This window comes from Pseudomonadales bacterium, from assembly GCA_041395945.1.
In the GTDB taxonomy this organism is placed as follows: Bacteria; Pseudomonadota; Gammaproteobacteria; order Pseudomonadales; family Azotimanducaceae; genus SZUA-309.
In genome coordinates this window covers 1,920,311-1,932,190 of sequence record JAWKZN010000001.1, presented here as the reverse complement: position 1 = coordinate 1,932,190, position 11,880 = coordinate 1,920,311, and the positions used below count along the sequence as shown (strand labels likewise).

Genomic DNA, 11,880 nt, shown 5'->3' with positions numbered 1-11,880 from the left:
CGCGTGGAGCTCAGGCCTTGGCATCCTCGTCGAACAGATCCCGCAGTTCCCGCGCGGCGTCCACCGTGGAGCGGCGGAAGGCCTCTTCGTCGTGATAGAGGGCGAGCTGTTTGTCCAGGGTTGCGGCATCGTGCACGCGAAAGGTGGCGACGGCCTCTTCGGCTTCGCTGCGATTCATGCCCACAGTAGTCAGCAGTTCGATCGACAGTTCCAGACTCGACAGCAGCGTTTCCCGGATCACGTAGTCCACGCCGATTTCACGCAACCTGAGTTCGTGCTGGCGATTGGTGGCGCGGGCCAGGATGCGGGTGTTCGGACAGGTCTCGCGCACCTGGCGGGCGATCTGCACGGCGGCGTCATCGCTGTCGACGGCAATCACTATGGCCTTCGCGGACTCGATGTGGGCGGTACGCAGCAGATTCATGTCCGATGGATCACCGAAATAGATCTTGTTGCCGAACTTGCGCACAAAGTCGACCTGTGCCGAGCTGGTTTCCAGAGCGGTGAAGGGTATCTGCCGCATGGAGAGAATGCGGCCCACGATCTGGCCCACTCTGCCGAATCCGGCAATCACAACGGGTGTCTGGGGCTCTTCGATTTCGTCATAGGCGCGGGTGTCTTCGCTTTGCAGCAGTCGATCCGCGAGTGCTGCCAGCCCGGCCGTAGATGCCATGGACAGGGTCACGACCAGTACCGCGATGTCTGCGGTGCCTGAGGTCAGAGCGCCGACACCGATGGCGGCGGTAAGCAAAACAAAAGCGAACTCGCCGCCCTGAGAGAGGATGATCGCGGTGCGCAGGGATTCCCGTGCGTCGAGGCCGTGCAGCAGGGCAAGCGGGAAGACCAGCACGGTTTTCACGATCACCAGCGCCAGCGTGAGCCCAAGGATCAGCCCAGGTGCGGAGACCAGCAGGGAGAGGTCGGCAGACATTCCGACCGCCATGAAAAACAGTCCGAGCAGCAGGCTCTTGAAGGGGGTGACATCCGCTTCCAGCTGGTGGCGGTATTCCGAGTCCGCCACCATCATGCCGGCGGCGAAGGCGCCGAGCCCCATGGACAAGCCGATGGACTCCATGGTCAATGCCGCACCTGCCACCAGCGCAAGGGCCGCGGCGATGAAGAGTTCGTGAATGCCGGTGGAAGCGACAAACCGCAGCAGCGGGCGCAGAGAAAAACGTACCACCGCAAGGCCCGCCAGAGTGCCGAGGACCACGAGCGTGTTTTCGACCCAGGTCGATTCGCTGCCGTCGCCTTCCCCCATCAGATTGACCACGGCGATGGCCGGAATCACCGCCAGATCCTGCAGCAGCAGCGTGCCGAAGGCGGCACGACCGTGTGGATGATTGAGTGTGCGACGTTCACCCAGCAGCTGCAGCACGAATGCTGTGCTGGAGAGTGCCAGGGAGAAGCCGAGCAGCATGGCCGGTGTCCACGCCAGCCCCAGCAGCCAGGTGGCAATCAGTGTGATGGCCACCGAAGTCAGCACAACCTGTGCCGTACCCAGTCCAAACACGATCCGGCGCATCACCCACAGGCGCCGGGGCTGCAGTTCGAGGCCGATGATAAACAGCAGCAGCACCACGCCGATCTCGGCGAAGTGCATCACTTCACTGGCTTCTTCCTTTTCGAGGACGAGCCCGATACCGCTGGGCCCGATGAGCACACCGGCGGCCAGATAGCCGAGCACGGCAGAGAGCCCCAGGCGCTTGCAGATCGGTACCACAATGATGGCGGCGCCCAGGAAGACGAGCGCCTCAGCCAGAAAGTTCAATCCATGACTCCAGCGATGCGGCGGGGCCTGTACCGGACTACAGTGCCCCGGCCGGATCGAGCATTTCCCGAAGCTCACGCTTCAGGAATTTACCATTGGCATTGCGTGGCAGGGGGGCATCCACGAACCAGATGTAGCGCGGGATCTTGTGACTGGATATCCGCGCCTTGCAGTGAGCGCGTATCGCGGCCGCATCGACCTTTGCGCCGGGATTGCGGAATATGGCCACACCGACTTCTTCACCGAGTCGATCGTCCGGCACCCCGAACACGCTGCACTCGGATACTGCCGGGTGGTCGAATATCGCGCTTTCCACTTCCGCGCAGTACACGTTCTCACCGCCGCGCAGGACCATGTCCTTTTTCCGGTCGACGATGAATATGAAGCCGTTTTCATCGAGACGCGCCACATCGCCGGTATGCAGCCAGCCATCGGTGATGGATTCGGCTGTTGCGTCCGGCCGGTTCAGGTAGCCGCGAATCACACTGCCGCCTTTGACCCAGAGTTCACCAACCTGGCCGGGACCGACGGTGTTGCCTTCATCATCCACGCACTTCACATCGAAGTTCGGCATTGCCGGCCCGCAACTCTCGGGCTTATCGACAAAGAAGTCACCACCGATGGAAGTGATGATGCCGCAGGTCTCGGTCATGCCATAGCCGGTGCCGGGTCTGGCGGTTTTGACACTGCTGTCGATCTTGCCCACCAGGTCCGGTTGCAGCTGGGCACCGCCGCCGCCAACCGAGAGCAGGGAGGAAGTATCGTACTTGTCGAAATCCGGATGAGAAATGAGCTCCCGGGACATCACCGGCACGCCGGTAAAATTGGTGATCTTTTCGCGCTCGATGATTTTCAGCGCTTCCAGGGCGTCCCATTTGTACATGTGCACCAGCTTGCCGCCGTTGAGGGTCGCACCATGGGCGAGGCAGTTATTGGCGGTGACATGAAACAGCGGTGTCGTGATGAGACCGGCCATGATCGGCGGATTGGCCGGATCCGGCGGCGGTGGGGCCTTACCCTGCCGCTGTGCGAACAGCGCCAGGCACTGGCCCCAGAAAGCCAGGTTCATGATGTTGTTCACACAGCCCCGGTGGGTAAGCTGGGCGCCTTTCGGATGGCCGGTGGTGCCTGAGGTGTAGAAGATGCAGGCGTCGCTGTCCGGATCGATCGCCGCTTCCGGCAGCTCAACATTCGCGCCGGTAAGTTCCTGCCAGTCGATTACCCCGCTGGGTACGCCACCCGGGATGCGCACGCCCACGATGCTCATTGCGGGAATCTCGTCGATATGTTCGAAAACCCGCTCCAGCCGCTCTGCGTCCCCGATCAGCACGGTGGGTTTTGAATCGTTGAGACCGTAGACGAGTTCCGGGCCGATCCACCAGGCGTTCACGCCGACCACGGTGGCGCCGATACTCACCGTCGCCCAGTAGGCGAGCAGCCACTCCGGATAGTTCCGCATCGCGATGGCCACCCGGTCGCCGCTGCCGACTCCGTGATTTACGAGCCACTGTGCGATCGAAGCGACCTGGCGATGCGCCTCTGCGTAGGTGATGCGCTCATCTTCGTAGACCAGATAGTCGCGCGCGGCGAACTGCTTCGAGGCCAGCCACACCTCCCGCAGACTCGGTGGCGCGGCAGTGTAGGCCTTGATCCGGTTGCCACGGACCTCGATTTCAGAGATGGCAAACGGACTGCCCTCGGCTATCAGTTCGTTCCATACCTGACGCAGTTCCCGATACATCACTCACTCCCCCGGGTTGAATAGCGCCTAACTCTAAAATAGATTCGATCACTCTGCGAGGCGGGTTTGGGGAAATCATGAATATGAGGGGATGCTGCGGCTGGATCCTGGCGGTTCTGGCCACTCTGACGGCGTCCTGCCCGGCACACGCAGCCCGGTTCGATGTCGAGCCTGGTGAGGAAGGCCCGGCGCTGGCAGCGTCACTGGGTGTTGGGCTGCCCGCTCCGGCACCGGAGCGACAGGAGGGATCGGGCCCATTTGATTCTCTGCTGATCCGCAATGTGATGCTGATCAATGGGGAGGGGGCGCCACCCCAGGGTCCGGTAGACGTCCACATTCGCGGCGGACACATCTACAGCATCGAGCGGCCGGGACAGACCGCACCGGCGTCTGCAACCGAAGAACTGGACGCCCGCGGCATGTACGCCCTGCCTGGCTTCGTCGATTCTCATGCCCACATCGGCACCATCGGTCAGGGCCTCACCGGCGATCTGACACCGCCGGAATACGTCTTCAAGCTCTGGCTCGCCCACGGCATCACCACCGTGCGGGAGGTTGGCGCCGGCATGGGATTGAAGTGGACGCTCGATCACAGGCGCCGCAGTGCAAGTGGCGCAATCACCGCACCCCGCCTGGTGGTCCATGCAATGTTTCCCGGTGGTCGGATCACCGATCCGGAAGCGGCGCGGCAGTGGGTGCGTGCGGTCAGGCGTACTGGTGCAGATGGGGTGAAACTGCGTGGTGGCCGGGGCGAAGCACTCGAGGCGGTGATGGCGGAGACTCAGAAGCTCGGCATGGGCACCTCGCATCATCACGACCAGACTGCCGTCTACAAGGTCAACGTGCTCACCAGCGCCCGCATGGGCCTCGACAGCATGGAGCACTGGTACGGCCTGCCCGAGGCACTGTTCGAAGACCGCACCGTGCAGGACTATCCGCCGGACTACAACTATTCCGACGAGCAGTGGCGCTTCTCGGAAGCGGGTCGACTGTGGGCGCAGGCGGCCGCGCCAGGCTCGGAGAAATGGAATGCGGTGCGGGACGAGCTGCTCGCCCTCGATTTCACACTGGTACCGACATTCACCATCTACGAGGCCAACCGGGACGTGGCCAGGGCGCGGGACGCGGAATGGCACCGTGACTACACCTGGCCCGGTCTGAAACGCTTCTTCCTGCCCGACCCGCGGCTGCATGGCTCCTACCACTTCGACTGGACCACCGCCGACGAAGTGGCCTGGCGGGACAACTTCCAGCGCTGGATGCGCTTCGTGAACGACTACAAGAACCACGGCGGCAGGGTTGCGGCGGGCTCGGATGCGGGCTTCATCTTCAAACTGTTCGGCTTCGCCTACATCCGGGAGCTGGAGATGCTGCAGGAAGCGGGTTTCCATCCGCTCGAAGTTCTGCAGGCGGCCACCTTCAATGGTGCCCGGCTGCTCGGCCTGGAGAATGAGATCGGCTCCCTGGTGCCCGGGAAGCGGGCGGATCTGGTGCTGGTCGCGGGCAATCCGGTGCAGAACTTCAAACTGCTCTACGGCACCGGCCACATGCGTCTGAATCGGGAAACCGGCGCCCTCGAACGGGCAGGCGGGGTCGCCTGGACGATCCGGGATGGCATTGTTTTCGATGCGAAAGCGCTGCTGCAGGATGTCCGCGACATGGTGTCTGCCCAGACGGAACGGGAAGCCGGGACCCCGGCTGCGGGGGCGACCCCTGAACCCGCCCGATACTGAGATCGCCGCTGATCGGCCAGTCGCGTATATTCACTCCATTAACCGGCCAATAGAACGCAACAACTCTCACTGGGGGAACACCATGGATTTCGATATTCCTGAAGACATCGCCACTCTGCTCAAGCGGCTCGACGATTTCATTGAGAAAGTCATCAAGCCGCTGGAACAGCAGGATGACAACATCCGCTTCTTCGACCATCGCCGCGAAGACGCGCGCACGGACTGGGAGCGCGGCGGTCTGCCCAATGAAGAGTGGGAGCAGCTGCTCTTCAAAGCCAAACGTCTGGCGGATGAGGCCGGTTTCTACCGGTATCCGCTCGCCAAGGAATACGGCGGCATGAACGGTACCAATCTGGGTATGGCCATCATCCGCGAGCATCTGGCCGTCAAGGGTCTGGGCCTGCACAACGATCTGCAGAACGAACACTCGATCGTGGGCAACAATGTCGGTCTGCTGCTCATGCTCCAGTACGGCACTGAAGAACAGAAAGCGGAGTGGGTAAACGATCTGGCGGAAGGCCGCAAAGGCTTCGCCTTTGGTATTACCGAGCCGAATCACGGCTCGGATGCGACCCACATGGAAACCTCTGCGGTCCGTGAAGGGGACGAGTGGATCATCAATGGTGAGAAGACCTGGAACACGGGAATTCACAAGGCCCAGTACGACATGGTGATGGCCCGTACCAGCGGCAAGCAGGGCGACGGCGATGGCATCACTGCTTTTCTTACCCCGATGAAGGCCGAAGGGGTGAAGATCGAAGAGATGCTGTGGACCTTCAACATGCCCACCGATCACGGTCGGGTGTCCTTCACCAATGTGCGGGTGCCCCACGGATCCATCTTCGGTGGGGAAGGGCGTGGCCTGCAGGTGGTGCAGCACTTCTTCAATGAAAACCGCATCCGCCAGGCCGCATCGAGCCTCGGGGCTGCCCAGTTCTGTGTCACCGAATCGGTGAAATACGCCATGGAGCGCAAGCCTTTCGGCAAACCCCTGTCCAGCAATCAGGGTATTCAGTTTCCGCTGGTGGAGCTGCAGACCCAGTGCGAGATGCTGCGGGCGCTCATCCACAAGACCGCCTGGCTGATGGATAAGAATGGCGCGTTTTCCGTCTCGGATAAGGTCTCCATGTGTAACTACTGGGCGAACCGCCTCTGCTGTCAGGCTGCGGATCAGGCGATGCAGGTACACGGCGGGCTTGGCTACTCGCGCCACAAGCCCTTCGAACACATCTATCGGCATCACCGCCGCTACCGCATCACCGAGGGAGCGGAAGAAATCCAGATGCGCCGCATCGCCGGCTACATGTTCGGTTACATGAAGCAGCGCGCACCGAAAGGGGTGAAGGAAGTCTGATCGATGAGTGTGTCCGAAGAGTTCCAGACCCGTCTCGAGCGGGTTCTGATTCGGGAAATCGGCGGCTGCGAGGGTCTCAAATCCGTGGAGCGCCTCTCCGGAGGCGCCAGCCAGGAAACCTATCGCATCGTCATCACCGAAGCGACCGGTGAGCGGCGGCTGTGCATGCGGCGGGCCCCGGGCGGGGTTGTTGTGCAATCCGAGGTAAGGGTGGCACCGGGTCTGGCAACCGAAGCGCTGCTGATGGATTGTGCACGCAGGGCGGGTGTACCTGAACCCGAGGTGCACTACGTGCTCAAGGAGTCGGACGAACTCGGCGAAGGCTTCATCATGCAGTGGCTCGACGGCGAGGCACTGGGCGCACGCATCGCCCGTTCACCCGACCTGGCAAAGGTGCGCGAAAGGCTTGCCTTCGAGTGCGGCCGCATCATGGCGCGCATTCACGCCATCGATCTGGATCAGACCGGATTGCGCGAACGGCTTGAAACCGCACCGCCGGAGTACTTCGTCAACCAGACCTGGGAGCGCTACAAGCTGCTCAACACGCCTCAGCCGATGATCGACTACACGGGTCGCTGGCTCATGGAGCATCTGCCGGAAAACTATGCGTCCACCCTGGTGCACAATGATTTCCGCAACGGCAATTTCATGGTGGACGAAAGTGGCATCGTCGCCGTGCTCGACTGGGAGATCGCGCATATCGGGGATCCCATGCGGGATCTCGGCTGGATCTGCACCAACTCCTGGCGTTTCGGGAAATCAGAACTGCCCGTGGGCGGCTTCGGCACCAGGGAAGATCTGTTTGCCGGCTACGAGGCTGAAACCGGTCGGCCGGTGGATGCGGACCATGTGAAATTCTGGGAAGTGTTCGGCTCTTTCTGGTGGGCGGTCGGCTGCCTTGGCATGGCCGAACATTTCCGCAGTGGTCCGGACAAGACCGTGGAGCGTCCGGCGATCGGCCGGCGTTCATCAGAGTGCCAGGTGGATTGTGTCAATCTGCTGATTCCCGGTCCGGTGGATCTGGTGGCCCCTGCCGATCTCGACGACGGTGTCGACATGCCGCGAGCGGACGAACTGCTATCGAGCGTGCGCGATTTCCTCCATGGCGATGTCATGTCGTCCAGCAGCGGTCGCACGAACTTTCTCGCCCGGGTGGCCGGTAATTCCCTCGACATTGTCCTGCGTGAACTGGCGATTGGTCCCGGCCATCGGCAGCTCGAAGAGGAGAAGCTGCGCAGACTGTTTTCCAGCGCAGCGGATCGAGTGACTCTGCGCCGACGACTGGTAAATGAATTGCGGGACGGCACCATGACGCTGGACAAGGCGGAACTGGTCGATTACCTGCGCAGTTCCGTGGTTAATCAGATTGCCATCGATCAGCCGAAGTACTCGGGGTATAAGACCGCGCTGAGCAATGCCGGTTTGCAGTCCGGGTGATCAGACCGCTGCAGCACCATCTGACACCCAGCCTGAGTCGTCCAACAGCTGCTTACTCCGTAGCAGACATTGCTTGGTCTACATAAATCGCGCCAGAACGGCCAAGAGCCGCCATTCGAGCTTGTGGTTATAGCAATTCCTGTCACGCTTAGGCCATGAATATTAGAATTGCAACCGTCACCGATTTGAACGATCTAGTTCGACTCAACGACCAGATACAGCGTCAACACGCTGAACAGTACCCTGAAGAATTCAAATATCCAGCTAACTCAAAGGAGGTTGCGAAATTTTTCGCAACACTGATTGAAAGTGACACTGATACGGTTTTGGTCGCCTCCAATGAAACCGGCGTCTACGCCTACCTCTACTATGAAATACAACGCATACCTGAAAACACGTTTAAATATGCTAAATCCAGATACTACATCCATCATGTGTTGGTAGATTCATCAGTTCGTCGCTCTGGAACGGCATCCGCTCTATTCGCGAAAGTAGAAGGACGTGCTCGACCGGAAGGTATCGCCCATATCGCTCTGGATACTTGGATGCTGAACAAAGAGGCTCACGACTTCTTTGAGTGGAAGGGTTTCACAGTAACTCAGCTGCTTTTTTCAAAGATGCTCAACTAATCTCTAGATCAGCTTTCGGTAACCAATGGACATAGTAAATGCAGATTTTGTTATGCTCCGTCCACTTTCGCTCGCGATCTGGTGAATCGCCAGGAAGGACCGCTATGGCTCTAAACCGATTCGGTCTGCTCGCTGCAGGCATGCTGCTCGTCGCGATCATGGTCGGAACGACCTACGTGCTCACTACGTCCCCGAACGGGAATTGCGATATCGAGAAGCACCAGCGTGACGCGGATCTGGGACACGCCGACGACATCACCGCGCTCGCGGTCATGTACTCGCAGGGCATTTGCGTTGAACAGGACCCGGTGACCGCCGCAATGTGGATTCACATCCATGACCGCCAGGTGTCATTCATTGCGCCTCGCAGCGGCATTGGAGACGGCACGAACGTCAACACTGCGGCGCAGTTTCTGTTCGAGCAAGGCGCCGAAATCGAGGAACTCGGTGCGTCCATCAACGCAACGTTGAATGAGAAGCAACAAGCGCTTGCTCTCGAGCGCGCAATAAACTGGGTTGGCCCGCTGGAGCGTGATCTTCTGAGCCGCGCCGAAAGCGGTGACGCTGATGCCCGGGCGCAGCTTCGAAAAATGTACAACTACCGGCTGATCGGCGGTAAACCGTGGGCCAAACCACGCGCCGATGAGGGCACGGCGAAAGTCGAAGCTCTGGAAACAGCAGCTCTGGCAGCTTCCCAGGAGTCGCCTGAGAACCCATTGCCTTAGATCGGATATCGAGCTTGCGAACGCACGCTTGCTGATTCCGGTAATGTCCCCTGTGGGCATCTTCCGGGCTTCGCCAACCCGCTGGGCTACATCCGGTTCGGCAGAAATTTTGAGGTAGATCGCGCAGAGCGGGTGACTACCTCGTAATCCGCCATTCCCGGAGCGCCCTCCCACTGGCGGATCCGGGAGCTTAACAGTCGCGCGAAATCCGCCGATCACAATCTTTCATCCGATCAGCCTTTGCGTGGATGTGTTCTGCGCCACTCCCAGGGTGGCTGTCGCTGAGCCGCAGGCAATGCCCAGAGCCCCTTTTTCGCCTGCTTTGCCGCGCGCTCCAGATCAGACAGCCGTGCCTCTCGCTGATAGTGCCGGTACACCCATGCCGACCCGGAGGCGATCATTTCGGCGGACACATCCGTGGTGCCGACATAGGGTCGTGCGACTGCTCGACCATAAGTGTCTGTGGTCTGCACGAGCAGCTGCACGCTGCGTCCGCTCACGAGTTTTGTCAGCGCCCTTTTTGACTGGTCACCGAAGGGTTGGTCCTGTTCTGGAGCGTCGATTTCCGCAACCCGCACCACGAGGCGAACGCCTTCTGTAGTTTCCAGCAAAAAGGTATCGCCATCTGCAACACTGCGGACCCGGCCCGTCACATCAGCTGTGATGTCCCTGGTGTCGCTTGCGCTGTTAACAGATTCCGAAGCGTCATACAGCGCCTGGAATCCGCTGATCAGGGAAGACAACAGGGCAAATGCTGCCAGTGCGACCACAACGTAGAGGGGTGCGAGCAGTACCTTCCGCCATGCCGACCGGCGCGGGGCCGACACTTTGTAGCGAGAGGTGCCAGGGTGTCGCGATCGCGGGAGATCTCTGTGTGTCGGCACTGTTTCTCACATTCTCGAACTCAGCGCGCAGTTTATGACGACTGGTGTGCCGATTGCCTGCTCTGTGATGAGCGGCGCTGATGCAGATTAGACCTGCAGGAGTGGTTGCAATTGGATCCGCCGGCTTCTAGCGTGAGATGGTCGTTCGCCAGGTACCCTGATTGAGCATGACAGTGCTGACATACGAACTTCTGATGCAACGGCTGAGTAATATCGAACCGCTGATCCGGGGTGCTGCAGAAAGCGCGGAAGCCCGGCGTCATCTTGACAGTGCGGTCGCCAGCGCCATGGCACAGGCCGGCCTGTATCGCATCGCAGTGCCCCGCAGTCTCGGCGGTGCCGAGGCGCATCCCCGCGAGCAGATTCTGCTGATCGAAGCGGTGTCCCGCATCCATGGTTCCAGCGGCTGGAACCTCATGATCGGCATCGAGAACATGGGCATGCTTGGTGCGGTGTATGACCGCGCGGTAACAGAAAGACTCTACGCGGATCCACGACTGATCATCTCCGGCAGTCTCAACCCCCTGGGTAAGGCCCTTCGGGAAGACGGTGGCTACCGGATCAGCGGGCAATGGCCCTTCGTCAGCGGTATTCACAACGCCGGCTACTTCTGGAGTCAGAGCATCGTCCAGGACGCCCAGGGTCCTGTGCGCGACGATCGGGGTGTGGTGCTCTGCGAAACCATGGTCCCGACAGACCGTGTAGAGATCCTCGACACCTGGGAAGTCTCCGGGTTGAGGGGCTCGGGCAGTCACGACGTGGTGATCAGGGATCTGTTCGTTCCGGATGAATTCGTCAGCCAGGTGCAGCGACAGAAGCCGGTGGAGGCGGGCGTGCTCTACCGGTTGCCGATTTACAGCCGGCTGGCCTACAACAAGGTCGGTGTGGCCACCGGCATCGCCCGGGCCGCCATCGAACAGTTTGTCGAACTGGCCTGCGAAAAACGCCCGCGCGGTTCCGCCGCTCTGCTGCGCAATAGAACCGACGCCCAGCGGGCGGTAGCGGAGGCGGAGCGAATCGTGGGATCGGCACGCAGCTATGTTTTCGAAACGGTGGACGCCCTCTGGCGGACGGTTGAAAAGGGAGACCCAGTGACCGCGAAGCAGAAGGCACTGCTGCAGCTCGCCTGTTCGGGTGCTGCCAGCGAAGCGATCAGGGCAGTGGAAATGCTCTACGCTGCCGCGGGAGCCAGTGTGAATTTCACTACCAGCCCCCTGGGACGCAGCCTGCGCGACGTGCTGGTGGTGCGCCAGCACATCATGGTCTCGTCCCAGTTCACGGAAGCGGCGGGCAGGGTATTGCTCGGCATGGACTCTGATTCGTTTCTGTTCTGAGCCGGGATTTCGATCGTAGGTCTGCTCGAAGTCGAAAACCTCAGAGTAAGCATTGGCCATCGCGAAGCCGTGCCTGGTGTTTCCTTCTCGATCGAAGATGGCGAGACGCTGGTGCTGGTCGGTGAATCGGGTTCAGGATAATCCGTCGCCGCGTTGTCAGTTCTGCCGGCTGCCGCGTTTGTGGCGTCACTGGACCTCTTGAGGCGAGGGTTGGCGGCGCGGTCGTCTGTCGCCCGCAAAGGCTGTCTGGACCCGTCCCGGTCCCTGGGCTA

General features: G+C 60.7%; 9 protein-coding genes. 6 read left to right on the top strand and 3 right to left on the bottom strand.

The window, feature by feature from the left end; translation table 11 throughout:
- Window positions 1-10: 10 nt before the first annotated feature.
- Together R3E82_09055 and R3E82_09050 are read right to left on the bottom strand one after the other, a co-directional pair.
- Window positions 11-1,771, bottom strand: a complete 1,761-nt coding sequence (locus tag R3E82_09055) for a monovalent cation:proton antiporter-2 (CPA2) family protein (protein MEZ5551021.1) — start codon at window positions 1,769-1,771, stop codon at window positions 11-13.
- Window positions 1,772-1,808: 37 nt separating this feature from the next.
- Window positions 1,809-3,512 carry a class I adenylate-forming enzyme family protein gene (locus R3E82_09050; protein ID MEZ5551020.1) on the bottom strand — a complete coding sequence of 568 codons (1,704 nt, stop codon included), beginning with the start codon at window positions 3,510-3,512 and terminating at the stop codon, window positions 1,809-1,811.
- Between the two features lie 77 nt (window positions 3,513-3,589).
- On the opposite strand from R3E82_09050, the gene R3E82_09045 reads away from it, so the two are divergent.
- The 5 genes from R3E82_09045 (at window position 3,590) to R3E82_09025 (ending at window position 9,390) form a co-directional block, all read left to right on the top strand.
- Window positions 3,590-5,245 (top strand): amidohydrolase family protein, encoded by a 1,656-nt coding sequence (locus tag R3E82_09045; protein ID MEZ5551019.1) that lies wholly within the window; start codon window positions 3,590-3,592, stop codon window positions 5,243-5,245.
- An 82-nt stretch (window positions 5,246-5,327) separates the two neighbouring features.
- On the top strand, window positions 5,328-6,599 hold the full coding sequence (locus R3E82_09040; protein MEZ5551018.1) for an acyl-CoA dehydrogenase family protein: 1,272 nt from the start codon (window positions 5,328-5,330) through the stop codon (window positions 6,597-6,599).
- Window positions 6,600-6,602: 3 nt separating this feature from the next.
- Window positions 6,603-8,036 (top strand): phosphotransferase family protein, encoded by a 1,434-nt coding sequence (locus R3E82_09035; GenBank protein ID MEZ5551017.1) that lies wholly within the window; start codon window positions 6,603-6,605, stop codon window positions 8,034-8,036.
- 155 nt (window positions 8,037-8,191) lie between these two features.
- A complete protein-coding gene (locus R3E82_09030) occupies window positions 8,192-8,665 on the top strand; it encodes a GNAT family N-acetyltransferase (GenBank protein ID MEZ5551016.1) in 474 nt (157 codons plus the stop codon).
- A 140-nt stretch (window positions 8,666-8,805) separates the two neighbouring features.
- The gene (locus R3E82_09025; protein ID MEZ5551015.1) at window positions 8,806-9,390 is read left to right on the top strand and encodes a hypothetical protein; all 585 of its coding nucleotides are present in this window, start codon (window positions 8,806-8,808) and stop codon (window positions 9,388-9,390) included.
- Between the two features lie 233 nt (window positions 9,391-9,623).
- Here R3E82_09025 and R3E82_09020 read toward each other — a convergent pair whose 3' ends face one another.
- A complete protein-coding gene (locus R3E82_09020; GenBank protein MEZ5551014.1) occupies window positions 9,624-10,217 on the bottom strand; it encodes a thermonuclease family protein in 594 nt (197 codons plus the stop codon).
- A 224-nt stretch (window positions 10,218-10,441) separates the two neighbouring features.
- Here R3E82_09020 and R3E82_09015 point away from each other — a divergent pair, with 224 nt between their 5' ends.
- A complete protein-coding gene (locus tag R3E82_09015; protein ID MEZ5551013.1) occupies window positions 10,442-11,608 on the top strand; it encodes an acyl-CoA dehydrogenase family protein in 1,167 nt (388 codons plus the stop codon).
- Window positions 11,609-11,880: the final 272 nt, after the last annotated feature.

Excerpts from the sequence above, each read along its gene's own strand:
- R3E82_09050 (MEZ5551020.1), bottom strand. The coding sequence starts at position 3,512 with ATGTATCGGGAACTGCGTCAGGTATGGAACGAACTGATAGCCGAGGGC.
- R3E82_09045 (MEZ5551019.1), top strand. The coding sequence starts at position 3,590 with ATGAATATGAGGGGATGCTGCGGCTGGATCCTGGCGGTTCTGGCCACT.
- R3E82_09040 (MEZ5551018.1), top strand. The coding sequence starts at position 5,328 with ATGGATTTCGATATTCCTGAAGACATCGCCACTCTGCTCAAGCGGCTC.
- R3E82_09035 (MEZ5551017.1), top strand. The coding sequence starts at position 6,603 with ATGAGTGTGTCCGAAGAGTTCCAGACCCGTCTCGAGCGGGTTCTGATT.
- R3E82_09030 (MEZ5551016.1), top strand. The coding sequence starts at position 8,192 with ATGAATATTAGAATTGCAACCGTCACCGATTTGAACGATCTAGTTCGA.
- R3E82_09025 (MEZ5551015.1), top strand. The coding sequence starts at position 8,806 with ATGCTGCTCGTCGCGATCATGGTCGGAACGACCTACGTGCTCACTACG.
- R3E82_09015 (MEZ5551013.1), top strand. The coding sequence starts at position 10,442 with ATGACAGTGCTGACATACGAACTTCTGATGCAACGGCTGAGTAATATC.